Genomic DNA, 25,000 nt, shown 5'->3' with positions numbered 1-25,000 from the left:
ATTTTTTATATGTTAAAGTTATAATATAAAGAAATAATTAGGAGGATAGTATGATAAGTGAACAGGAATTATTAAATAAAAAAATAGTACTTGTGGATGATGAAGAGCAGCTTTTGAATTTATTAGAAGAGGCTTTAGATAGAGCAGGTTTCAAGAATATTTATAAAGCACCTACAGGTATTGATGGTATATTAAGTGCAAAAGAAAATAATCCGGATTTAATATTATTAGATGTAAACTTGCCGGATATTGATGGATATATGGTATGTGAAAAGATAAGAAACTTCTCCTTTTGCCCTATTATATTTTTAACTGCTAAGGGAGAGGATGAAGATAAGCTCGATGGATTAGAGGCTGGCGGAGATGACTATGTAACAAAGCCATTTAATATAAAGGAAGTAATTTTAAGAATAAAGGCACAGCTAAGAAGAAATAATTATTCACCAGTAGAAGCGAAAAAGGAAAAAATTGAATTTGGAAGCATTACAATAAATGAAGAGAATGGTGAAGTTTTAAAAAATCATGAAGTAATTAGACTGACAGCAAAAGAGTATCAACTACTATTATTTTTAGCAAAAAACCCTAATAAGATTTTTAGTAAAAATAGCTTGTGCAGCAATATTTGGGACTTTGACTATGACGGATATGATAATACTATAATGGTACATGTTAGACATTTAAGAGAGAAGGTTGAAGATAATCCTAGTAGTCCACAATATATAAAAACTATGAAAGGACTAGGCTATAAGCTGGTGACAAAGTAATATGAAAACAAAGTTAACACTGCAGTTTTTATTTTGGAACGTAATAATTATATTTTTTATACAGTTTGTATTTATGGGGGTAAATTTGTTAGGCCTTTATAAAGGTTTCGCTTTTTCAAAAAACTTTTATAATTTTAACTTTAATACTAGTGAAATTTCTGATAAATACAAAAACAAAATAATCAATTCTAAAAAAGGATTTCAGTTAACAAAATCAGATATAAAGGTATTAAAGGATAACGGTATATGGCTTCAAATTTTAGATGATTCTAATAAGGAAATTAATAATATCAACAAACCAAAGGAGATTCCCAAAGAGTACCTTACGGGAGATGCTATGAGATATGCAAATAATGCTTATGATATGCCAAAAGCATCAACAATACATGCTGACACCTTTATTAAAGCTGGAAAAAAATATAGTTTGATTTTAGGCTTCCCAACACAAAAAATATGGAGATATACTTTTTCATTTACTGCTGAATCTATGAAATTTTACATGTCACTTATATTTTTGAATTTTATTTTAATTATATTGGCAGGATATTTATTTAGTAGAAGGCTTGCCTCTCCTGTTGCTGATATTATAGATAATATTAAAATAATTTCTAAAGGGAAATACAAAGTTAAGAATATAAATAAGTTTGGAATTTATGAAGAAGTTAATGAAAACTTGAAAAACTTAGCCAGCACAATAAAAGAGAATGAAGAGGAAAGAAAAAGTACAGAAAAAATGAAAGAACAGTGGATAGCAAATATAGCCCATGATTTAAAAACACCGCTGTCATCTATCAATGGATATTCTCAGTTTTTAACAAGCGAAGATTATAAATTACAGGACAAAGATGTAAAAAGATATGGGCAGATTGTTAAGGATAAAACAGAATATATTCAGGCTTTAATAGAGGATCTTTCACTTATATATAAATTCAAAAATAAGGTGGTTCCGCTTAAGAAGAAGAGGGAGAACATAGTAGAGGTAGTACGGGAAATAATAATAGATATTTTAAATAATCCTCTTTATGGCGATAGAAACATAAATATTCATTATACTTCGGAAGATATATATTTAAATTGTGATAAAAAATATATAAAAAGAGTTTTTAATAATTTTATAATGAATTCTATAGTGCATAATCCCAAAGATACAGAGATAACTATAGATATAAAAGAAGGCGTAAAGTCTGAAGTGATAATAGAAATTAGAGATAATGGTAATGGAATAAGAGAAGAAGAATTGAAGAGTTTATTTAATAGATATTATAGAGCCACTAATACTGGAGAAAGCCATAAAGGCTCAGGACTTGGAATGGCTATTGGAAAGGAAATTATAAATATGCATAATGGAGGAATAGAGGCTTTTAGCAGACTTTCAGAAGGAACTAGTATAGTTATGAGCTTTAATACAAGTAGTAGTTAGCGTATTTCTAACTATTTGTATTTATTTCTATACTCAGAAGGAGTGCAGTTTCTATATTTTTTAAATACTTTTCCAAAGTAACTTATTCCATTAAAGCCTACATCAAGAGCTATGGTAGAAATAGCTTTATTACTTTTTAAAAGTAGTTCTGATGCTTTTGAAACTCTATATTCCATTAAATACTCAAAAGGTGTTATATTCAAAATTCTTTTAAAACTTCTACAACATTCACTCTTGCTAATATTTGCTGCTATAGAAATATTATAAAGACTAATATCATCGTTATAATGCTTTTCAATATAATGCATGGCTAATTTTACACGTTCATCATCATTTGATACTTGATGCATATCATTTTTAAGTTCTTCTTTCACTTCTCTAATTAAATTTAACCAAATAATGCTTAAGTAATTTTTCATTTCTAATTCATAACCATAGACCTTCTCATTGGATAGTGTGAAGGTTTTTTCTAGATAGTTTAATATTATTTTTTGCCAAGGTATATTAGGTTTTAAAACTATATATTTTAAATTACTATTTTCAATAACTGGGGTTAAATACTTTTTTTCAATAAGGGAATTACTCTCGCAAATCAGAGTAGAATCAAAATCAATAGAAAACATCATACAATTACTATTATTATAAGGCTTAATTTGATGAAGTACATTGGAATTTATCATGATTCCTTCACCCTCAGATAAGATTATTTTTTCATCACCAATAAAAACAACAATTCTATCATAAAGTGAATATGAAAATTGTATTTCCTTATGCCAATGCCATCTGATATATCCATCCTCAAATAGATTAAATTTATCTGTATAAATTGCCATTGGAAAATCAAGAGAACCGTGTTTAACTGTTTCCTGTAAATTACTATTTACCTCTATTTTTTTTGCTTGCATATTTATCATCTCGCTAATATAGTTTTAATTATTGATAATATATTAATTGTTTATAGCTTATAATAGTAATAAAATTATTACATATTTATTTAAATAAATCAATATAGTTGCAATTAGCTAGAGTATAGTACTAATAAATTTATTGGGATAATTAGATAATAGGAGTGAAGCATAATGAAATTTAATTCTAGGATAAAGGGAATAGTACTTGTAATACTAGGAGCTATGTTATGGGGAATATCAGGTACTGTTGCTCAGTATTTATTTCAGAAAAAAGGATTTAGTCCAGAGTGGCTTGTTGTAATTCGTTTATTAGTATCAGGAGTGATTTTGTTATTAGTTGTTGTTGTTATGGGAAAACAAAGCATATGGAGCATATGGAAGAATAAGCGGGATAATGTGAGTCTTATATTTTTTAGTATTTTAGGTATGCTAGGTGTTCAATACACATATTTTGCTGCCATAAAAAATGGAAATGCGGCTACAGCAACAATACTCCAATATTCATCACCAATAATAATAACTTGTTATTTAGCCATTCGTTCTAAAAAAATTCCAAGTTTACAAGAAATCATTGCTATCTTCTTGGCAATGCTAGGAACATTTTTTATAATTACAAAGGGGAATATCCACAGTATATCGATTTCTAAACTGGCATTATTTTGGGGGATTGCCTCAGCATTTGCAGCAGCATTTTATACCGTACAACCTCAATCACTTATTAAAAAATGGGGTTCTGTTCTAGTAGTTGGTTGGGGAATGTTAATAGGTGGTATAACTTTTAGTTTTATTCATAGACCATGGGATTGCACGGGCAGCTTATCTATTACTTCAATATTAGCTATAGCATTTGTGGTAATATTTGGAACACTAATTGCCTTTACTTGTTTTCTGGAAAGTTTAAAGTATATAAAACCAACGGAGTCAAGTATACTATCATCAGCTGAACCGTTATCGGCAGCTTTATTATCTGTATTATGGCTGCACGAAAAGCTTGAATTAATGCAGTGGATAGGAACAGTATGTATTATATTTACAATTACAATTTTAGCTTATGCAAAAAGTAAGAAAACAATTGTAGCTTCAGAGGAAATAGTACATGATAAGAAGCAATTGTTCCAATAGAATCTTTGAGATAAGCTTAAAAAGAGAAGTAATTGGAATTTTATAAATCCTAATTACCTCCCTCTTTATTTTTGTATATATTTTAGAATGTATAATCTTCTCCGTCATCAGGAATTAATACATTAGAAGAAATTCCTTTTTCCTTAACAAATTCCTTTAATTCTTTTCTTGATAATGTCCAGTGATTTACGCCTTCCATGTGAGTAGCAATAACTTTTGCATCAGGAGAAGCCTTACATACTTCATAAACATCCTCTTTTCCCATTATTAGAGGCTCGTAACCTATAAATTGATTAGCACCAGAATTTACAGCGATAACTTCAGGAGTATAAGTTTCAAGTACATTTTTAACACCATCATACCAAACAGTATCTCCGGCTACATATAAAGCTTTTTCAGTTGAATGTTTAAAAATAACCCCACACACATTTCCACTAAGCTCTAAAATTTTTCCTCTTCCATGTTGTCCCTTTGTTTTAATTAATTTAATACCTTCAAAAGTTGTATTTTCAGTTAAAATTTCTATGTTTTTAAATCCAACATTTTGTAATTCTTTAAAATCTTCTTCATTTTGTACAAACATTTTTATGTCTTTTGGCAGAATTTTTTTAGCAGCTTCATCAAAATGATCTAAGTGTAAATGAGTTGCAATTACAGCATCTACATTTAAAATTTCATCCATTGATACAGGTAAATCAACTATAGGGTTACGCTCTGATCTTGCTGAAGCAGGGAAGCCAAGTTCAAGTCCAAAAGCTGGAAAAGCACCTTTATCAGCTAAAAGAGGATCTATTAAAAATTTCTTATTTGCATAGTTAACTATTATTGTTGCATTTCTAATTTGTTTAATATTCATGTATAAATTCCTTCTTTCTATGTTAATTAAGTAATTTCACATGAGTAAATTATAAAATACTAATATTTGAAATTCAAACAAATAATAGTTGATGCCAGTAAACCAAATGGTTGATTCAATAGGATAGTTCACTAAAAAAATTCAAGGCTATTAAAGCACTAATTAAGCATTTTATATAGACTATTTAAAAATAAGACTGGGATTATTTTTCAACCATTCTAATGTGAATTTTTCAAAACATTTGGCTTCTGTGCTTAATTTTTTTCCTGATTTTTTTACTATATAGACATCTTTTGCACAGGATTTATCTGGTACAGGACGTATCACTATGTGGTCATTTTTATCAGCATGTGCCAAAAAATCAAGAGATATTCCAATTCCTAGGTTTCGTTTTGCTACTTCATGGATTAAAGTTTCCTCTGAAGTTTCTAAGAGTACATTAGGAGTAACTCCATTTTTAAGCCACAAATTAACACTAGTTTTATAGGTCTTAAATTCTCTACCATTGACAGCTATGGGTATATTTCTTAAATCCTCAAAGGTAATATGATTTTTTTTGGATAATGGATTATTTTTGTTAATAATAAGACAATTTTTATGGGTTGTGCAAAACTTTGCCTCAAAATTGTTAGTATCAATAGGGCTTGATAAAAATGCTATTTCAACTTGTTCATCCTTGAGCATAATTTCAATAGGTTCTTCAGGATATTCTACAATATCTAAACGAATGTTAGGAAACTGGGTATAAAAATCTTGTATAAAATCAAGTGTTAAGTATTTAAGCATATTAAAAGTGGATAATACACGGAGTACAGTTGTGTTAACTTTTTTATCTAAAAGCATATCATTTTTTATATTTTCAAATTCCTCAATAATAATTTTAGCTCTTCGATTTAAGTTATGTGCGTGTATTGTAGGTTCAACACCGTGAGATGTACGTTTAAATAATTGAACAGAGAGTTCAGCTTCAAGATTTTTAATAGTTTTACTTAAGCCTTGAGAAGAAATAAATAAAGCTTCTGCTGCTCTTTTTATGCTTTTATTTTCGTACACTTTTAAAAAGTAATTTAATTCTCTTTTATTCATGACAGTTCTCCTTTTTTATAAATGAGGTTGTACAAAGAATAAAAACTGAAATATAGTAACATTTCTTATTACCACATTTTTTATAAATTTGAGATTAAAATATATAATTTATTCGTGCAATTCTAAGGGTAAGCCATCTGGATCACTAAAAAAGGTGAATTTTTTTCCAGTATATTCGTCTAATCTAATTGGTTCAGTAGTAATTCCATTTTTATTTAATTCATTCACAATATCTTCTATGTTTTCAACGTGAAAAGCAAGATGTCTTAAACCACATGCTTCAGGGTATGAAAGTCTTTTAGGAGCTTTAGGCATAGAAAAAAGTTCTATTTCACTATTTCCTATTTTTAAATCTAGTTTATAAGAATCTTTATCTGATCTATAGTTTTCACGAATAATTTCAAAACCTAATATGTTTACATAAAAATTTTTAGAGGCCTCATAATTGGAAGCGATAATAGCAATATGATGAATTGAATTTAATTTCATAATAATTCTCCTATCTTGTATATAGTTTAACTGTTTTGTAAAAATCGTAGTTTATTATATCATACTCACTTAAATATGGAGCAATAAAATATTTTATATAGTCTAAAAAACTTATTTTTTAAAAAAGATATTATTAAATTAAAATAAAGATTAATGTAATGAATAACGATATAGATATTAAGTATAGTTGAATTAAATATGATAATTCAATTTTAAAAATGTGATTTAATTCAGCATATTCAGTTAGTGAGGGTGTGATGTATAAAAATGCAATAACTATGTATAACTTTGCTTTTACTTAATTATATTCCAAAGTAGCTTTTGAAAAAATAGGCTTTAAGTTGTGGAAAAATATAGATAAAACGGCTCAAGTATATAAATAAAACTTGAACTAATTAATAGATACAAGAAAAAATAATACCATATAAAATTTTACTAAAAAAGGGAGCTTATACTATGAATAAGAGAGTTATTGGAATAAAGGGGAAGATCTTAATATCTTCAATGTTAGTTCTTTTGTTAACACTAGTAAGTATTAGCGGTATTGTAATTTATCAAGTAAATAGTAAAGCTTATAATGATTACATGGACAACTCCAATCAACAATTGAAGACGGTTTCTCAGGCAATTAATATTTTTTATGATCAATTAGATAAGAATATCAATATGTTAGCTACAAATCCTGTAATAATGAAAGCTGATAGTAGCATAGAAACCTATAAAAATACGACTCAAGATACTCAAATGGATGCCTCTGCTAAAGGAGGAATTGAAAAAGAAATTTATGAAGTTTTGGAGCAGTACGGAAAAAGTCACGAAGGTACAAGTTATGTATATATGGGAATGCCAAATGGAGAATATGTACAATGGCCTAAGGAAAGTGCACCAGCAGGATATGATCCTTCAAAAAGACCTTGGTTTATTGCAGCTATGAATAAAAAGGGAAGTGTTATTAGAACAGCACCATATATTTATAAGTCAAGTATGCTTACAAGTAATGCAATTTCATTTAATGATCAAAATGGAAAAGTTATAGGTGCAATAGGCATTGATGTACAACAATCTGATATTAGTAATATGTTGAATAAAACCAAGGTTGGTAAAACAGGATTCTCAATAATTGTGCATAATAAAGGTTTTATAATGGCAGACGGAAAAAATCCTAAAAATAATTTTAAAGAAATTAAAGATGTTGGTATTACTGGTTTAGATCAGCTATTAGCTAAAGATTTAAAATCATTTAATGTTACTATAGACGGTGAAAAGTATGTTGTTAATCCATATAAAGTTGAGGGTACTGATTGGATATTAGCATCATTTATTACACAAAAGGAGTTAATGAGTGGAGCAACAAAAATAATAAATATAGTAATTATTTCAGCAATAACCATATTATTATTAACATCTATTTTATTTAATTTTGTATCAGGTAGTATAACAAAGCCTATTTTAGCTGTTACAAAGAAAGTACAGGATTTCGCTAATCTGGATTTTTCAATAGATGAAAATTCAGAAGAATCGAAATATTACAATAAAAAAGATGAAACGGGAAATATGGTAAGGGCTTTTAGAGTTATGAGAGATAATGTTGCAGAATTTATTAGCAAGACCTCAGATGCAACTGAAAGAGTTGCTGCATCAGCAGAGGAATTAACTGCTACCTCTAACGAAACAGCTACTGCTTCAGAAGAAGTTGCTAAAACTATTGATGAAATTGCTAGGGGAGCTAGTGAACAAGCTAAAGATACACAAATAGCAACAAATAATGTAGAAGATTTAGGTAATCTATTAGAACAGGATTTAAATAATATAGAGGAACTAAATATTGCAGCGGTTCAGATTGAAAAGCAAAAAGAAGAGGGTTTCTTAATTTTGAGAGATCTTATTGATAAAACAAAGAAAAATAATGATGCTTCAAATAATATTTATAATATTATAATGAGTAACAGCGAAAGTGCAGAAAAAATAGAAATTGCAAGTACTATGATTGAAAGTATTGCGGATCAGACTAATCTTCTAGCATTAAACGCTGCAATAGAGGCGGCAAGAGCAGGAGAGGCAGGTAAAGGTTTCGCAGTTGTTGCGGATGAAATAAGAAAACTTGCAGAGCAGTCTAACAGTTTTACAAATGATATTAAAACTATAATAAGCGAATTAAAGACAAAATCAGAAAGTGCAGTTAATTTAATGCAGGAAACAAAGGAAATTGTTAAGGAACAAGCTGGTAGTGTTGAAGCAACTGAAGGAAAATTTTCAGGTATAGCAGAAGAAATAGATTCTATAAAAACTATAATTAATAAGCTTAATCAATCTGGAAGATTAATGGGTAATAATAAAAATAAAATTATTGAGTTAATGCAAAATTTATCTGCTATTTCTGAAGAAAATGCCGCTGGAACGGAAGAGACAGCTGCATCTATTGAAGAACAGGTTGCTACAATTCAGGAAATTGCTAAATCAGGAGAAAGCCTAGCTTCAATCGCAGAAGAATTAAGTGTAGTAATAAGCAAGTTTAAAATTTAGACTTAAAAAACTTTAAATCTAAAAAAGGGATAATGAGTAAAAACTCATGTCCCTTTTTTAGATGCTAAAAATTAATTATGAAATAGTTATGTACTTTATTGTACTTGTTTGACTAATATGCTTTATAAGCATATAATTTAGTTTTCTATTATATTTTGAGAGGAAGATAAAAAATGACTTTAATACATAAATTTAAGCAAGGAAACAATTATTTTGTTTTAGATGTAAATACAGGAGCAGTTCATATAGTAGATGAAATAGTTTATGATGTGTTGGATAGTGATAAGCTAAAGAGTAAAGGAGAAATAATAGCTGAATTTAAAGAAAAGTATGACGAAAAAGAAATTGTAGAAGTATATGATGAATTGCAACAATTAATAAAAGAGGAAGTTCTCTATTCAGAAGATCAATATGAAGAAATAGCTAATAGTTCCATGGATGACAGAGATTATATAAAAGCTATTTGCTTAAATGTAATACATGCGTGCAATTTGAGATGTAAATATTGTTTCGCAGATGAAGGAGAATATAATGGACATGCAGGTGCCATGAGTGTTGAAACTGCTAAAAAGGCAATCGACTATGTTATAAAAAGAAGTGGCCCTAGGAAGAACATAGAAATTGATTTGTTTGGTGGAGAGCCAACTTTAATAATGGAAACCAATAAAGAAATAATAAAGTACGCAAGAGATAATGAAGAAAAATGGGGCAAAAACATTAGATTTACCATGACTACTAATGCTACATTATTGACTCCAGAAATGATGGATTATATGGATAAAGAGATGGGAAATATAATTTTATCCTTAGATGGTAGAAAAGAAATTCATGACAAGGCAAGAATAAAACCAGATAAAACTGGTTCATACGATGATATAGTTCCTAAAATAAAAGAAATGATTAAAAGAAGAACTGAAGGAAAAACTTATTATGTAAGAGGAACATTTACAAGAGAGAATACTGATTTTTATCAAGATGTAATGGCGCTAGTTAATGAAGGCTTTAAAGAATTATCTTTAGAACCAGTTGTATTAGAAGATGGACAACCACTTGCAATTAGAGAGGAAGATCTTGATACAATATTCTCTAATTATGATAAACTATATGAAGAAATGGCAAAAAGAAAAATAGAAGCAAAGGATGAATTTAATTTTTATCATTTTAACATAGATATACAAGGTGGACCATGTGTTTATAAGAGAATCTCTGGTTGTGGAGCTGGATTTGAGTATGTAGCAATAACACCACAAGGAGAGGTATATCCGTGTCACCAATTTGTGGGAAGAGAAGAATTTAAATTAGGAAACATTTATGATGATACCTTTGATGAAGCATTATCTAAGAAGTTTAAAAAGGCTCATATTTACAATAAACCAAAATGCAGAGAATGTTGGGCAAGGTTTTATTGCAGTGGAGGATGTCAGGCAAATAACTTCAATTTTAATGGAGATATGAGTATTCCTTATGAAATTGGATGTAAAATGCAGAAAAAGAGAATTGAATGTGCAATAGCATTAAAAGCTATAGAAAAATAGTAGGCATTTATAAATAGTTAAATAAGAATGTAGATAAATTTGGGAATCAAATCTATCTACATTCTTATAATTTTAAATCAATTTATTTAAGAGATTAGCTTTTAATTGAGAGTGTAAAATTCTTTCTGTAAAATAACTTTCTATGGTAAGTTTTAAAAGACAAGATTGTCAAAAGTGACTTTCTATCTTGTTTTAAATATACATTCTAAAAATATGTATGTCAAGAACGCCTTTAAAAACAGGCGTTTTTGGCATATTAAGCTTTTTATTCAGTAAGTCGTCCTTCATACATAATGGATAATTCACCGTACACTTTACCCCAATTTCTTAGTGGCAAACGCCATTTTTTTGTAGCTTCAAAAGTAGCAAGGTATAAAGCTTTTAAAAGTGATGTATCGCTTGGAAATACAGTTCTTTGTCTATTTAATCTACGATATGTGCTGTTGAGACTTTCGATTGCATTTGTAGTATAAATAACTTTTCTTACATCAGCAGAGAACTTAAAAATAGGGCTAATAGCATCCCAATTTGATTTCCAGCTTTTCATTGAGTTAGGATAATGTTTTTCCCATTTTCCAGTGATTTCTTCTAATTGCTTATATGCAATTTCCTCAGAAGGTGCATGATATATAGTTTTTAAATCTTTTGCAAATTCTTTTTTATCTTTATCAGAAACATACTTTAATGTATTTCTTACTTGATGAACTATACAACGTTGATATTCAGTATTTGGAAAAGCTACTGATATAGATTCCTTTATCCCTGTAAGACCATCTGCACAAAGGATAAGGATATCTTGAACACCTCTATTTTTTAATTCATTGAGAGCACTAAGCCAATATTTACTGCTTTCATTTTCTCCAATATTTATAGAAAGTACTTCTTTTCTGCCTTCATTATTTATACCAAGAATAATGTAAGCTGCAAGCTTACGTATAACGTTATTTTCCCTTACGGAAAAATGAACTGCATCAATGAAAACAATTGGATATACTGTAGATAAAGGTCTATGTTGCCATGCTTCTATTTCAGGAAGAAGTTTATTGGTTATATTTGAAACCATTCCTTCACTAACTTCAAACCCATATATATCTTCAATTTGTTCTGAAATTTGTCTGGTACTTAATCCTTTAGCATACATAGAAATAATTTTTTCTTCTATACCAGAAATATCTTTCTGGTGTTTTTGTACTATTTTAGGTTCAAAAGAACTTTCTCTATCCTGTGGTACATCTATATTCATCTCACCATATTTGCTTCGAATTCTTTTTTGTTTTTTCCCATTTCTTGAGTTTGTAGTTTCGGCTCGTTCATATGGTTCATAGCCTAAATGCTCGTCCATTTCACCTTCAAGCATAGATTGAATAGTTCCACCTAATAGATCTTTTAAAGCTTCCTGAATATCCTCAGCTGACTGAATATCATACTCGTCTATAAGAGCTGATATAATATTTCTTTTTCCTTCATTCATTGGTTTTACCTTATAAATATCTTTTTTTCTTGCCATAATAAAAGGCCTCCTATGATTTTATTTTACCATAGAAAGCCTTATTATTTTTATTTACAGACTTTTCTTCACATGCTCTTTTAATTCATTTGATATAAAGGCTGCTTCTATTCCATTTTTTATTACAACTTTTATTTCGTCCATATTAAAACCTAATATATTTATTAAATTTAAATATTCATCTACAAGTGATACATTTGAAACAGTTCTATTATCACTATTTAAAGTTACTTTAACTCCAGCATTAAAGTAATCTTTAAATGGATGTTTAGAGTAATCGCTTATAGCTTTTGTGTCTAAATTACTTTTAGGACACATTTCAAGTGGAATCTCATTTTCTATAAGATATTCTAAAGTTTTCTTATCCTTATATGCAAAAATTCCATGACCAATTCTATTTGCATGAAGAAGACGTATAGATTTTAATATATTTTCAGCTATTCCTGTTTCACCGGCGTGAATTGTTATTTTAAGGTTTTTATTATAGGCTAAATCAAAAGCTTTTTTATGGATTTCTGGAGGAAAATCACTCTCATTTCCAGCTAAATCAACTGCACAAACACCTTGATTTTGGTATTCTAAACCCAGCTTTACTAGATTTATGGAACTTTCCACAGGTTCATGCCTAAGTGAGCATAAAATTAAGCCAGAATGTATATTGAATTTTTCATTACCATCTTTTAATGCCTCTAAAGCAGCTTCAACTACATCATTTTCACTCAAACCCTTATTCATATGTTGAAAAGGTGCAAATCTTATTTCTATATGTTCAATGCCATCTTTTTTTGCATCCTCAAGAAGTTCTAAAGTAACTCTATATATGTTCTCTTTTTTTTGCATCACATTAACCGGCAAGGAAAATTTTTCTAAGTACTCTTTTAGTGAATTACAGGTATCAGAAATTTCTAGTACTTTCTTTATATCATCAATATTTTTATATGGAATTTCTATATTCTCTTTTAAACATAAGTCAAAAACAGTTTCTGGTCTTAAACTGCCATCAAGGTGACAGTGAAGCTCAACTTTAGGTAAATTTATAATTTGATTACGAATATTCATATTTTATCTCCTTTTCAGTGTAATAAAATCATATGTTTCATGTTTTTCATTTTCTATTACAGAATAATCTTCATAGTTAAATTTAGGGAAATAAGTATCTCCATTTTGATTAGAATGAACACGGGTTAAATATAGAATACTTGAGTATGGTATAAGAGCTTTATATATTTCGCCTCCACCAATTACAAAGTTTTCTTCTTCTGTATCCTTAAGTTTAATTATTTCACTCAGATCATTAACAACAGATACATTTTTATTAATATATCCAGTGTTTTTTGTTAATACAATGTGTTTTCTGCCAGGAAGTATGCCAGGTAGAGAGTTAAAAGTTTTTCTACCCATTATTATTGTTTTACCATTAGTTATTTTTTTGAATCTTTTTAAATCCTCAGATATATGCCATAAAAGCTTATTATCATTTCCTATTACATAATTATCATTTAATGCAGCTATAATACTAAGCATTACACAGCTACCTCCATTTTTATTTTTTCATGATGTTTGTAGTCTATTAATTTAATGTCATTAGGTGTAAAATCATAAAAGTTTTTAATTTCAGGATTTATCCAAAGCGTTGGTGCTTCGTAAGCTTGTTTTCTTCTTTTTAACTGAAGTTTCATTCCTTCAATTTGATTTTTGTATATATGAGCGTTATTTATTACATGAGTGAATAGTCCTGGTTTAAAGCCTGTAACTTTTGCTATAAGATGCACTAAAACAGCATATTGGCACATATTAAAAGGAACACCTAAGGGTATATCACCACTTCGTTGTACTAGCATGCAATTTAATCTATCATTTTCTACATCCCATAAGGTTTCATAACAGCAGGGAGTAAGAGACATATCTTTTAAATCAGCTATGTTCCATAAGGATATTATCATACGTCTACTTTGAGGATCAGTTTTTAGAGTGTTAATTAAGTTGTCAATTTGTTTGAATTTTGCTACTTGATATCCATAAGCTTTCCCAATGGTGCCATCTTCAAGCATCCATTCATCCCATATCTTGACATTCTGAGCTTGAAGTTTTCTTACATCGTTCGATTGATCTTTATATATCCATAAAAGTTCTTTTACAGCAGTTTTAAAAGCGACAAATTTTGTTGTGAGTATTGGAAATTCTTTTGATAAATCAAATTGCATAATCTGGTGAGGCAGTTTATATGTTTCAATTCCAGTTCTATTATTATCGTAATAACCATTATTTAAAATATTTTCTACTATATCTAAATATTTTTCATCAGCCTTGCTCATTATTATTCCTCCAAAATGAATGGTATAGGTGCAAAAGTTAATTGATTTAGCACTTAATAATATTTTATTATACATTTATATGAACATCAAATGAAGTTTTTAAGAATAGCAAAGGGACTGATATTTATTAATCAGCCCCTTTAAGTTATCGTGTTTTACCCATACTAAATAACATATTATAGAGTGATGCATGCCTAAGTTCATCAGAAATTATTTCTGTAAGCATATTTATATTAGTTCTATTTTGAAGTGCAAAAAGTATACGTCTATAGCGTTTAACTGCATCTGTTTCTCCAATGATAGAGTTTTTTATGCCATCTAAATAGGAGGAAGGTTTTTTAAATTGTTCATTTTGTGAAGCAGGTAGTGTTTTCCCCGTAAGTTGGGTATACATGCTTCTAAGTAAGACATTATGCTTTTTTTCATCATCACGTATTCCAGAAATTATACGTTTAGCTTCTGAACTTGGTGCAGTATTTAGCAAATAATTATAAAATAGCTCATCTTCCCGTTCACCGGCAACTGAATCTTGTATCAATCCAAGCGCTGCTTGTAAGTTTTGAGGATAAGAATATATATTAGTAATTTGACTCGGCATGGATTCTGTTCTGTATAAGTCATCATAGCCATAGTTATCGTAGTCATTGTAGTCGTTTATATAATTAAACGGACAATTATAATATTGCATTGTGAACCTCCATGAAATATATACATAAATATTATATTAAAATTTTATGTAAAGTGTTACAAAAATATAGTAAAAGAGAATAAATCAATATTGAAGTTAATAAAATTAAATTATAATGATATATAAATGAATAAAATTAATATTGACATTAATAAAATTAAAGAGTATTATGAATTACAAGATACATAATAGTTATATGAATGAGGTGATAAATTTGTCGTATAAGGTTATTAGTAGGTGTCCTGTATGCGGACAAAAACTTTTTATTACTAAGTTGAAATGCAGTAGATGTGAAACAACTATAGAAAATAATTTTAAAATGTCAAAATTTGAATATTTAACCAATGAACAGCTTATGTTTATAGAAATTTTTCTTAAATGTAGAGGCAGTATAAAGGAGGTTGAAAAGGAATTAAATATATCTTATCCAACAGTTAGAACAAAGCTTGATGAAGTCATAAAGTCACTTGGCTATAGTGTTGAGTCTGAAAATTCTGCAAACGTTGATAAAAAGAAAATTATAGACATGCTAGAAAAGGGAGAGATAACTCCCGATGAAGCAATTAAAATGTTGAATTAAAATGGAGGAATTAAAATGAATGAAGAAGTATCAAGAATATTAAAAATGGTTGAAGAAGGAAAAATAAATGCGGATAAAGCTCAGGAATTAATTGAAGCTATTGGTAAAGAACAAAACAATAACAGTATTAAGGTATTAGAAAATGACAATATAATGGATAAAATGCTTAAGATAAAGGTTAATTCAGCATCCGGCGATAATGTTGATATAAAATTGCCTATAAAACTTATAAAAACACTTCTTAATACTTTAGGAAAATTGCCTATAAAAGATTCAACTCCAGGAATGGAGAATATAGATTTAAATGTAATCTCAGAAGCAATTGATGAAGGACTTGTCGGTAAAATAATTGATGTAAAAAGTGCTAATGGTGATATAGTTGAGGTTGTAATAGAGTAGGAAGTGATCTTTTGAGAGTATATGTTAAAAATAATAACATAAGATTTATAATTCCTGTGCCAAATTTTCTAATAAGATTTTCTATGAATTTTTTAAGTAAGCCATTTATTATTGAAAAGATATCAAAAGAAAATAGAAAGTATGTTGAAATGATTGATTTTAAAGAACTATATAAATGCATTGATTTAATAAAAGAGTATAAAGGATTGAGAATTGTAGAGGTTAAGGACAAAAATGGAAACGAGGTTTCAATAACTTTATAAATGAGATTTATAGCACAAAGAAGCTAACTTTATTGTATTTATAAGCAGTACAATAAGGTTAGCTTTTTTATTTTATAAGTTTTTCAAATATAGATGAATTAAGTTAATTGTTGTGCTTTTTTAAGAGCATCGTTAGATTCCTTTGTTTTTCCCATTTTCTTTAGAATATAGGCTTTATTTGTATAGAAATCTTTTGAAAGAGGATTAAGTTTAATTGCGTTATTAATATTTTTTAAAGCTTCATCTAATTTCCCCATATCTGAAAGTGTGCAGGCTTTATCGTTATAAGCAGACGCATTATAATTGTCATGCTTTATGGAATTATCAAATTCTTTTAAGGCATCATTATCTCTGTTTAGTGATCGAAGAGCAAGACCCTTTGCATCATATGCATTTGAAAATTTTGAATCCAAGGAAATAGCTTTATCAAATACAGTAATAGCTTCTTCATAAGAACCCTTATTACTTAAAGTAATACCCTTATTGTAGTATAATACGGAATTTTTAGGATCCAAGGAAATAGCCTTATCAAATGCTGCTATAGAATCATCATACAAGGAAGCTTTTTTATAAAGTAACCCTTTTTTATTATAAAAATCAATTTTATTTGTACTGAGTTTCAGAGCCTCATCTAGAGAAGTATTAGCATCTGTGAAATTTTTCGTATTAATTAAAGCTGATGCTTTATTTAAATAGGCTTCATAGTATTTTGAATTCATTTTAATAGCTTCTGTTAAAGGCTCAACTGCAAGATCACTTCTACCTATTTGTATTAAATCAAAACCTCTTTCATTTAAGGTTTCGGCAGTTTTGAATTTTAATTCTATACTCTTATCTAAATATTTTAATGCCTCAATATAATTATTTTCCTTTGATAGTGCAAGACCAATATAGGCGTAAGCTTTTCCGAAATTTTTATCAACTTTTATTGCAGTTTCAGAAGCAGCAATAGCTTCATCATATCTACTAAGCGCAATAAAGACATATGCTTTTTGTACCATAGCTTCTTTATTAGTTTTATCAGAATTTATAGCAGAAGAGTAAAAATTAATAGCTTTAGTATACTGCTTATTTTTTAATGCAGTGTTTCCTTTGTCTAAATATCCTTTACTTCTAGAGCATCCAGATAAAACAAAAATTGCAATTAGCATAAGTAATATGCTTTTTATAAAATTCTTTCTCATAAAAAATACCCCCAATGTAAACCTTATAAATCAATTATACCATTTATACAATTGGTTGAGATATATAATTTTTTTAGGTTATTTTCCGAGAAATGTTTATATATGTAAAAATAAAGTATATTTTTTGTTTGGATTTTTTATATGGTATACTAAAATTGAGGTGATAAAAAATGCTTCAATGGAAAGAATTATATAGTGAATGTATAGATTGCCATAAATGTAGACTTGGTGAAAATAGAATTAATATGGTTTTTGGTGAAGGAAATCCTGAAGCAAAATTGATGTTTGTAGGAGAAGCACCAGGAGCAGATGAGGATAGGCTTGGTAGACCATTTGTAGGTAGGGCAGGTAGTCTTCTAACTAAGGGATTAACAGCGCTTAACATATCAAGAGAAAGAGATTATTATATAGCAAATGTATGTAAATGTAGACCTGAAAAAAATAGAACACCTTATGAGGATGAGGCAGAGTTTTGTATGCCATATCTTAGAAATCAATTTGCACTTATAAAACCCAAAATACTTGTATGTTTAGGGGCTACTGCAATGAAATTTATAATGGAGCCAGCCTTAAAAAAAATTTTATCTGAAAATTTTGTAGAAGAAGAAAATAAGGCGTGGAAAGATCACAATATGAGAATTACTAGAGATAGAGGAAAATGGCTTAAAGTAAAAGGAATTTATATGATGGCAACCTTTCATCCTGCAGCTTTATTTAGAGATGAAAATAAGAAAGCATTATTTTGGAAGGATTTAAAACGAGTGAAAGCTAGGCATGAGGAGCTTAGATAATGCTTTCTTATAAAATAAATTGTTATGTTATAGGGAAAAAGTATATAAATTACAGCAAAAAAGAATATGATGGTCGATAATATACTAGGTGCAAAATATTTTGTCCAATTTTAATAAGTAAAGGTAAGGAGGATATTTAAGTAAAAGCATAATTTTGTAATTTGAATTTTTTTCTATGGTATTTTAAGGAGGAGTAAAATTGAGTTGTGAGAATAATATTGTAGTGAAGTCACCGATGGATGGAAAGGTAATTGATATTTCAGAGGTTAGTGATGAGGTATTTGCAAAAAAGCTTGTAGGAGATGGTGTAGCTGTAAAGATTAAAACAGGTGAAATTGTATCACCTGTTAATGGTACAGTTAAACTTATACTACAAAATAAGCATGGTATAGGTATAGAAACTATTGAGGGTGTAGACATATTACTGCATATAAATACAGAAAATTTTCAGGATAATATTAAACACTTTCATCCAGTAGTAAAAGAAGGAGATAGTGTAAAAATTGGTGATGATATACTGAAAATCGATGAAAAAATTTTAGAAAAGGAAGAACTTGTAGCATGTGTTGTAGTTTCAAATATGAGTATGGTTAAGGGCATAGAAAAAAGTATTGATGGAGATGTTTCTAAAGAAGATACTATATTTAAGATAGTAATTTAAGAATATAATTCTGTGCATGTTAACAAGGATTAACATGCACAGGATTATTTTATTTTTTTCATATATTCAATCTTTAACTGTCCTAGTTTAGTAAGACCTTCTTCACGTAGTCTTTTATTTTCTTCCTCTATTTTTTCTGTTTCATTTATTCCATCCATTATTATTTTCCAGGTTTCTTCAAGAGTTTCTATTTTTATTGATGGGGAGCCTGTTATTTTAGCTATATCAACGCTTTGGTTTTTTATGTTGTTTGCATTTTTTATAAGAAGTTCGTTTGTAGCATTGTCTAAAGCTTCCATGGATTTTGCCACTAACTTTTGTCTTTTAAGTGTTACAGCTTGAATTAATCCATTTTTAAATATAGGAATAGTTATAATAAAGGCAGAATGAATTTTACCAATTAGTTTATAGTTACCCTTTTGTATTGTTCTAATTTGTGGTGCAGTTTGAAGTGATACCATTTTTGCCATTTCAAGATCATAACGTCTTTGTTTTAACATTTCAAGGGAGTATTCAACTTCTTGAAGCTTAAGTAAATCTTCATTGGAACCATTTTGTGACTTATTTCTCCAATAGGGAAGATCTTCAGATTCTATTTCCGTTATTGTCAATTCGCAAGCAGCAGAATATTTTTCTAATTCTACATAGTAATTAAAGTTCTCTGCAAACATTTCTTCGAGCATTTTATTTGTTTTTTGGATTTCTGATTTATAAGAACTTATACTGGAATAAATTCTATCAATTTCACTTCCAAAGGTTTGATATTTACTTAAAATTCCTTGAATTGTTTTTTTTCCAGAGTTAAATATTTTAGATAAAAAGCCTTGAGGTTTTTCCTCTAATTCCTCTTTATCAAATTTATTCATAACGGTAGTGAGCTCTTTTAAAAGTGCACTTGAGTTTTCTACACTTTCTAATTTCATAGTTTTTAGAATTTTATCTGAAAACTGGGAAATTTCTTCTGCAGGAGCACTGCCAAAATTCATTATTGAATTCATATCTGAAACATTAAGACTTTTAGAAATTTCAATAACTTCAGGCGAGTTTTTTAATTCCTCATTTATTCTTTTGATTTTGTCTTCAATTTCTTTATCTGTATTTTCAGGAATAGAGTTAATTTCGTTAGAAGTATTTATTACTGATTTATTTTCACCATCAAAATTAAATCTCATGAAAATCCATCTCCTTTTATTAAGATTTTTTAAAATGCATTTTTATTTTTCTTATAAGGCGTACAAAAAAGTTATTTTTCTTGTATTTAAGGTTTTCTTTTATAAACTGAAGTCTATGTAAATCAAAATAAGATTCATTTATAAAATTTTCAATATCATTTGTACCTGCTGGATTAAATATTATAATATCTACTCCCATAGAGTTCATAAACATTAATTGTGCAGCATCACAAAAGGAAAATTCACCACTTTTCCCACTATTATAGAGAACTATTTTAGGAACAGTTAAAGGATAGTCAAAACTTTGAAGTAAATTAAGAAGTCGTTTATCAAGATTAAGCATAATATTTAGCAATGACATTTTCATCATCAATTTTTCTTTAGCGGTTTTATCATTTTTATATGTTATAAGATTGTTAAATTTATCCAATAAGGAAAATTTTATATTTATAGAAAAACATTTTAATTTCCAAAATTCAGGGAGTTCACAAAATTCGATAATTCTTTCAGCTATATTTTCTTGAATACCTGATTTTAAATTACCATATTTCCAATATTCTGAACCTAATAAACGCTGTCTATCTATTTTTCCATCACCATTTAAAAGGGATGAGTAAATTTTTGATATATTTTTATGTGGAAAAACATGAAACATAGGAAACTTTTTGAAAAATAGTACATTTTCCTCTGTTACTAGTGAATTAACTTCGTCACGATATTTTAAAATATCATCATAAACTCCACTTATCTTTGAAAAAATATTTGGAACATGAACCTTATTTCCATCTACTTTCCAACCTGGGCGTATTATGGCTTCTTCCTTACTCCATATATTTATTTCATCATATGTGGTTTTTAGCGTATCTGCACAAACTTCATAATCAGCAAATTGCCAAGGTTCGTAAAAAAAGGAATCTTTATCATGAAATTTTTCTTTAAATTCTTTAGTTGCTCTAAAAGCATCAGTTTCAGTTCTTGATGATGTAGACTCATTTTTTTCGTTATTTAAATCTGACACCGTAAGCTCCCCTCCCAAGTTATAGATAAAATTTGTATTATTAATTATTATATCAAAAAAAATAACTTATAGGCTAATTCGATATATATTTTGTGTTATATCTTAGTGGTATAATATATATAATGCGGAAATAATAAATTTATTATAAGGAGATTATCCTATGACAGTACTTATAACAGGAGCATCTACGGGAATAGGACGTGAACTTACAAAGATATTCGCTAAAAATGGATATGATGTTGTAATTACGGCTAGAAGTAAGAAAAAACTTGATGAATTATCCAAGGATATTGAAAAATTTTCTTCTTCTAAAGTTACAGTAATAGAAAAGGATCTTTCATGTATAAACTCCGGTAAAGAGCTTTTTTGTAAAATTAAAGAAAAAGGCATTATTGTTGATATATTGATAAATAACGCAGGAGTGGGGGATACTGGATTCTTTTTTGAATCAAATATAGATAAAATAATAAACATGCTCGAATTAAATATAAAAAATCTTACTATTTTAACTAGACTGTTTTCTAGTGAAATGGCACACAGGAAAAATGGCGGGATTTTAAATGTAGCATCTACAGGTTCTTATATGCCTGGACCATTCATTGCAGTTTATTATGCTACAAAGGCATATGTTTTGTCATTTAGTGAGGCTATAAGAGAAGAATTAAGAGACTTTAATGTCAAAGTGTCGGTGCTTTGCCCAGGAGCTACTATTACTGAGTTTTCTAAAGGAGCACATAAACTTGATCTTAAAGGGGCTATGACAGCCGAGAAGGTAGCCTATATTGCTTATAATAAGTTTATGAAGGGGAAGGCAGTAATTGTTCCGGGATATTTTAATAGAGTAGGAATATTTTTTTCTAAAATAATGCCAAGAAAGTTAGTTGGAAGTATAATAGGAAAAAGTCAAAAGAAGTTACATGAAGGCTTTATGACTAAAAATAGCCACATAGGATAGAATACTAATAATATAACTTAATTTTTGCTTGACAACTCTTAAGTTATATACTAACATAATAAGCAAAAGCATTGATGGGAAGAGTAGTAAATTAAGGTTTTTAAAGAGAGCTGATTTTGGTGAGATTCAGCATTACTTAGATTTATGAACATGGACCCTGAGCTTAATACTTGAATTATAGTAGGGTATTACGTAGAGCAGACGTTACAGTGCAAGGTGATAAATAACTATAAGTTAGAGTCACTTAGTGAGATTTTCATTGTGAGATGAAAGTGAATTAGAGTGGTAAAGCGAAATCACGCCTCTAAATAAGGGATTAATCCTTTATTTAGAGGCTTTTATTTTTATACAAATTAAAAGAGGAGTGTATTAAATGCCAGAAAAGAAGAAGTTTTATATTACAACACCTATTTATTACCCATCTGCTAAGCTTCATATAGGAAATACATATACAACAGTTGCAGCAGATGCGCTTGTGAGATTTAAAAGGCTTCAAGGTTATGATGCTTTTATGCTTACAGGAACAGATGAACATGGTCAAAAGATTCAAAGAAAAGCAGAGGAGAAAGGAATTACTCCAAAAGCTTATGTTGATGAAATTGTTGCAGGAATAAAAGACTTATGGAAGATGATGAACATAAGTTATGATAAATTTATAAGAACTACAGACGAAGAGCATGTTAAGGCTGTTCAAGAGATAGTAAAAAAATTCTATGATAATGGTGATATATACAAATCAGCTTATGAAGGATGGTATTGTACACCTTGCGAATCTTTTTGGACAGAAACTCAACTTGTTGATGGAAAATGTCCTGATTGTGGAAGACCAGTTGAAAAGACAAAAGAGGAAGCATATTTCTTTAAAATGTCAAAATACGCTGATAGACTTATAAAGTATATAGAAGAACATCCTGATTTTATTCAACCTGAATCTAGAAAAAATGAAATGCTAAATAACTTTTTAAAACCAGGGCTTCAAGATTTATGTATATCAAGATCTTCCTTTGATTGGGGAATTCCAATAACTTTTGATGAAAAACATGTAATATATGTTTGGATAGATGCACTCTCAAACTATATAACAGCTTTGGGATATGGAAGCGATAATGATGAACTTTACAATAAATTTTGGCCAGCTGATTTACATCTTGTAGGAAAAGATATAATTAGATTTCATACAATATATTGGCCAATTATGTTAATGGCTTTAGGTTTACCACTTCCAAAACAAGTTTTTGGTCATGGATGGCTCTTAGTTGATGGAGGTAAGATGTCAAAATCAAAGGGAAACGTTGTAGATCCAGTAGTTTTAATAAATGAATTTGGAACAGATCCTGTTAGATATTACCTTCTTCATGAAATACCATTTGGTTCTGATGGTTTGTTTAATAATGAAATATTTATAAAGAAAATAAATTCCGATCTTGCAAATGATCTCGGAAATCTAGTTTCAAGAACTGTTGCAATGATTGAAAAGTATTTTGATGGTGTAATTCAAGCTCCAAAGGATAAAGAAGAAATTGATAATGAACTTATAGATTTAGCTATAAAGCTTCCAGAAGTATTAGATGCAGACATAAAAGATTTAAAAATACCAGAAGCACTTGATCACATATGGAATGTAATTAAAAGAGCAAATAAATATATAGATGAAACAACTCCATGGATTCTTGCTAAAGATGAAAATAAGAAAGAAAGACTTGGAACTGTTCTATATAATCTAGTTGAAAGTCTAAGATTTGTAGCTACAGCTGTAACTCCTTTCTTACCTGAAACAGGAGAAAAAATAAAGAAACAACTTAATGTAGAATTAGATACATGGGAAAGCCTCTCTGCTTTTGATGGAACTAGAGCAGGAACAAAGGTTCAAAAGGGAGAAGTAATATTCCCTAGGATCGATGTTGAAAAGAAAATAGAAGAGCTTAATAAATTAAAAGAAGAACAACTTAAGGAAAACGTAAAAATGCAGCCCTTGAAACCAGAAATAAGCATTGATGATGTTGACAAATTAGATTTAAGAGTTGTTAAAGTTTTAGAATGTGAGCCAGTAAAAAAATCTAAAAAACTTTTAAAACTTAAGGTGGAATTAGGAGGAGAAGAAAGACAGGTATTGTCTGGAATTTCTCAATTCTATAAACCAGAAGATCTTATAGGAAAGAAAGTTGTTTTTGTAGCAAATTTAAAACCAGCAAAATTGATGGGGCAGCTTTCTGAAGGGATGATACTTGCGGTTTCTACTGATGATGATAGTAAATTATATACATTAGATATACCTGAAGATATTCCTACTGGAAGTACTGTTAGATAAATAAAAAATAATCCTCATATGAGGATTATTTTTTTATAATTTAATTTATGTGAAAGGCTTAATGTTTTACAACATTAACTGCTTGCTCGCCCTTTTGACCTTCAGTTAAATCAAATTCAACTTCTTGACCTTCTTCTAAAGTCTTAAAGCCATTATCTTTGATACCTGAGTAGTGAACGAATACATCGTTACCTTCTTGGGTAGTTATGAAACCATATCCTTTCTGAGAATTAAACCATTTAACTGTTCCTAACATAAAAAAACCTCCGTAAATTGAATATAAGATGAATACTTTACTTCATCCACCTAATAGTATATCACTAAATGCTAGCATTATTCAGCGTTTTTGTGTAAATTATTATGAAATATAATTACATAACGAATTACAGAGAAAAACAAAGGAAGAATGTATTATTATAGATAAATACCAAATTTCACCCATAATTATCTAAAAAT

General features: G+C 28.8%; 25 protein-coding genes and 1 other annotated feature. Of the genes, 12 read left to right on the top strand and 13 right to left on the bottom strand.

Annotated elements, in window-relative coordinates; genetic code table 11:
• Positions 1-50 precede the first annotated feature (50 nt).
• Together CLFE_RS19685 and CLFE_RS19680 are read left to right on the top strand one after the other, a co-directional pair.
• Entirely contained in the window at positions 51-764 is a 714-nt protein-coding gene (locus CLFE_RS19685) for a response regulator transcription factor (RefSeq protein ID WP_077894008.1), read from the top strand.
• A 1-nt stretch (position 765) separates the two neighbouring features.
• Positions 766-2,184 carry a sensor histidine kinase gene (locus CLFE_RS19680; protein ID WP_077894009.1) on the top strand — a complete coding sequence of 473 codons (1,419 nt, stop codon included), beginning with the start codon at positions 766-768 and terminating at the stop codon, positions 2,182-2,184.
• An 11-nt stretch (positions 2,185-2,195) separates the two neighbouring features.
• Here the strand turns inward: CLFE_RS19680 and CLFE_RS19675 are convergent, their stop codons facing one another.
• Positions 2,196-3,089, bottom strand: a complete 894-nt coding sequence (locus CLFE_RS19675) for an AraC family transcriptional regulator (protein ID WP_077894010.1) — start codon at positions 3,087-3,089, stop codon at positions 2,196-2,198.
• Positions 3,090-3,263: 174 nt separating this feature from the next.
• Between CLFE_RS19675 and CLFE_RS19670 the strand changes: the two genes are divergently transcribed.
• The gene (locus CLFE_RS19670; RefSeq protein WP_077894011.1) at positions 3,264-4,214 is read left to right on the top strand and encodes a DMT family transporter; all 951 of its coding nucleotides are present in this window, start codon (positions 3,264-3,266) and stop codon (positions 4,212-4,214) included.
• Positions 4,215-4,296: 82 nt separating this feature from the next.
• Here CLFE_RS19670 and CLFE_RS19665 read toward each other — a convergent pair whose 3' ends face one another.
• The 3 genes from CLFE_RS19665 to gloA2 form a co-directional block, all read right to left on the bottom strand.
• On the bottom strand, positions 4,297-5,070 hold the full coding sequence (locus CLFE_RS19665) for an MBL fold metallo-hydrolase (RefSeq protein WP_077894012.1): 774 nt from the start codon (positions 5,068-5,070) through the stop codon (positions 4,297-4,299).
• A 180-nt stretch (positions 5,071-5,250) separates the two neighbouring features.
• Positions 5,251-6,156: a LysR family transcriptional regulator gene (locus CLFE_RS19660; protein ID WP_077894013.1), complete on the bottom strand. Its 906-nt coding sequence runs from the start codon at positions 6,154-6,156 to the stop codon at positions 5,251-5,253.
• Between the two features lie 108 nt (positions 6,157-6,264).
• Entirely contained in the window at positions 6,265-6,645 is a 381-nt protein-coding gene (gene gloA2 / locus CLFE_RS19655; protein WP_077853064.1) for an SMU1112c/YaeR family gloxylase I-like metalloprotein, read from the bottom strand.
• A 456-nt stretch (positions 6,646-7,101) separates the two neighbouring features.
• On the opposite strand from gloA2, the gene CLFE_RS19650 reads away from it, so the two are divergent.
• Together CLFE_RS19650 and nscfB are read left to right on the top strand one after the other, a co-directional pair.
• Complete coding sequence (locus CLFE_RS19650; RefSeq protein ID WP_077894014.1) at positions 7,102-9,168, top strand: methyl-accepting chemotaxis protein; 2,067 nt, start codon at positions 7,102-7,104, stop codon at positions 9,166-9,168.
• A 173-nt stretch (positions 9,169-9,341) separates the two neighbouring features.
• Positions 9,342-10,703: a ScfB-related radical SAM/SPASM orphan maturase gene (gene nscfB, locus CLFE_RS19645; protein WP_077894015.1), complete on the top strand. Its 1,362-nt coding sequence runs from the start codon at positions 9,342-9,344 to the stop codon at positions 10,701-10,703.
• A gap of 265 nt (positions 10,704-10,968) precedes the next feature.
• On the opposite strand, the gene CLFE_RS19640 is transcribed toward nscfB, so the two are convergent.
• From CLFE_RS19640 to CLFE_RS19620, 5 genes are all read right to left on the bottom strand, one after another.
• Positions 10,969-12,174, bottom strand: coding sequence for an IS256 family transposase (locus tag CLFE_RS19640; protein ID WP_169851002.1), 1,206 nt, complete (start codon positions 12,172-12,174; stop codon positions 10,969-10,971).
• A gap of 90 nt (positions 12,175-12,264) precedes the next feature.
• Positions 12,265-13,269 (bottom strand): adenosine deaminase, encoded by a 1,005-nt coding sequence (gene add / locus CLFE_RS19635; RefSeq protein WP_077895363.1) that lies wholly within the window; start codon positions 13,267-13,269, stop codon positions 12,265-12,267.
• Positions 13,270-13,272: 3 nt separating this feature from the next.
• Positions 13,273-13,734 (bottom strand): dihydrofolate reductase, encoded by a 462-nt coding sequence (locus CLFE_RS19630; RefSeq protein ID WP_077895362.1) that lies wholly within the window; start codon positions 13,732-13,734, stop codon positions 13,273-13,275.
• Positions 13,734-14,525, bottom strand: coding sequence for a thymidylate synthase (locus tag CLFE_RS19625; RefSeq protein ID WP_077895361.1), 792 nt, complete (start codon positions 14,523-14,525; stop codon positions 13,734-13,736). Before CLFE_RS19625 ends, CLFE_RS19630 begins: the two co-directional genes overlap by 1 nt.
• Positions 14,526-14,670: 145 nt before the next feature.
• A complete protein-coding gene (locus CLFE_RS19620) occupies positions 14,671-15,213 on the bottom strand; it encodes a ferritin-like domain-containing protein (protein ID WP_077835233.1) in 543 nt (180 codons plus the stop codon).
• Positions 15,214-15,427: 214 nt separating this feature from the next.
• Between CLFE_RS19620 and CLFE_RS19615 the strand changes: the two genes are divergently transcribed.
• The 3 genes from CLFE_RS19615 to CLFE_RS19605 are packed head-to-tail and all read left to right on the top strand — an operon-like array spanning position 15,428 to position 16,455.
• Entirely contained in the window at positions 15,428-15,793 is a 366-nt protein-coding gene (locus CLFE_RS19615; protein ID WP_077895360.1) for a DUF2089 domain-containing protein, read from the top strand.
• Positions 15,794-15,808: 15 nt separating this feature from the next.
• Positions 15,809-16,192 carry an SHOCT-like domain-containing protein gene (locus tag CLFE_RS19610; protein ID WP_077895359.1) on the top strand — a complete coding sequence of 128 codons (384 nt, stop codon included), beginning with the start codon at positions 15,809-15,811 and terminating at the stop codon, positions 16,190-16,192.
• Positions 16,193-16,203: 11 nt separating this feature from the next.
• Positions 16,204-16,455 (top strand): hypothetical protein, encoded by a 252-nt coding sequence (locus CLFE_RS19605; protein WP_077895358.1) that lies wholly within the window; start codon positions 16,204-16,206, stop codon positions 16,453-16,455.
• A 98-nt stretch (positions 16,456-16,553) separates the two neighbouring features.
• Here CLFE_RS19605 and CLFE_RS19600 read toward each other — a convergent pair whose 3' ends face one another.
• Positions 16,554-17,639: a tetratricopeptide repeat protein gene (locus CLFE_RS19600; protein ID WP_077895357.1), complete on the bottom strand. Its 1,086-nt coding sequence runs from the start codon at positions 17,637-17,639 to the stop codon at positions 16,554-16,556.
• Positions 17,640-17,809: 170 nt separating this feature from the next.
• Between CLFE_RS19600 and CLFE_RS19595 the strand changes: the two genes are divergently transcribed.
• On the top strand, positions 17,810-18,430 hold the full coding sequence (locus tag CLFE_RS19595) for a uracil-DNA glycosylase (protein ID WP_077895356.1): 621 nt from the start codon (positions 17,810-17,812) through the stop codon (positions 18,428-18,430).
• Between the two features lie 199 nt (positions 18,431-18,629).
• The gene (locus CLFE_RS19590; protein WP_077895355.1) at positions 18,630-19,091 is read left to right on the top strand and encodes a PTS sugar transporter subunit IIA; all 462 of its coding nucleotides are present in this window, start codon (positions 18,630-18,632) and stop codon (positions 19,089-19,091) included.
• A gap of 44 nt (positions 19,092-19,135) precedes the next feature.
• On the opposite strand, the gene CLFE_RS19585 is transcribed toward CLFE_RS19590, so the two are convergent.
• Together CLFE_RS19585 and CLFE_RS19580 are read right to left on the bottom strand one after the other, a co-directional pair.
• On the bottom strand, positions 19,136-20,263 hold the full coding sequence (locus tag CLFE_RS19585; RefSeq protein ID WP_077895354.1) for a toxic anion resistance protein: 1,128 nt from the start codon (positions 20,261-20,263) through the stop codon (positions 19,136-19,138).
• A 19-nt stretch (positions 20,264-20,282) separates the two neighbouring features.
• The gene (locus CLFE_RS19580; protein ID WP_077850765.1) at positions 20,283-21,281 is read right to left on the bottom strand and encodes a YceG family protein; all 999 of its coding nucleotides are present in this window, start codon (positions 21,279-21,281) and stop codon (positions 20,283-20,285) included.
• A gap of 160 nt (positions 21,282-21,441) precedes the next feature.
• Between CLFE_RS19580 and CLFE_RS19575 the strand changes: the two genes are divergently transcribed.
• Together CLFE_RS19575 and metG are read left to right on the top strand one after the other, a co-directional pair.
• Positions 21,442-22,236 (top strand): SDR family NAD(P)-dependent oxidoreductase, encoded by a 795-nt coding sequence (locus tag CLFE_RS19575; protein WP_077895353.1) that lies wholly within the window; start codon positions 21,442-21,444, stop codon positions 22,234-22,236.
• Between the two features lie 62 nt (positions 22,237-22,298).
• Positions 22,299-22,545 (top strand) — a binding site (T-box leader).
• 64 nt (positions 22,546-22,609) lie between these two features.
• A complete protein-coding gene (gene metG, locus CLFE_RS19570) occupies positions 22,610-24,544 on the top strand; it encodes a methionine--tRNA ligase (RefSeq protein ID WP_077895352.1) in 1,935 nt (644 codons plus the stop codon).
• A 58-nt stretch (positions 24,545-24,602) separates the two neighbouring features.
• Here metG and CLFE_RS19565 read toward each other — a convergent pair whose 3' ends face one another.
• Positions 24,603-24,800, bottom strand: coding sequence for a cold-shock protein (locus CLFE_RS19565; RefSeq protein WP_010966272.1), 198 nt, complete (start codon positions 24,798-24,800; stop codon positions 24,603-24,605).
• Positions 24,801-25,000 lie beyond the last annotated feature (200 nt).

The sequence above is a fragment of the Clostridium felsineum DSM 794 genome (genome assembly GCF_002006355.2).
GTDB lineage: Bacteria > Bacillota > Clostridia > Clostridiales > Clostridiaceae > Clostridium_S > Clostridium_S felsineum.
The sequence above is the reverse complement of the archived record's forward strand: the minus strand, read 5'-3'. Positions and strand labels throughout refer to the sequence as shown.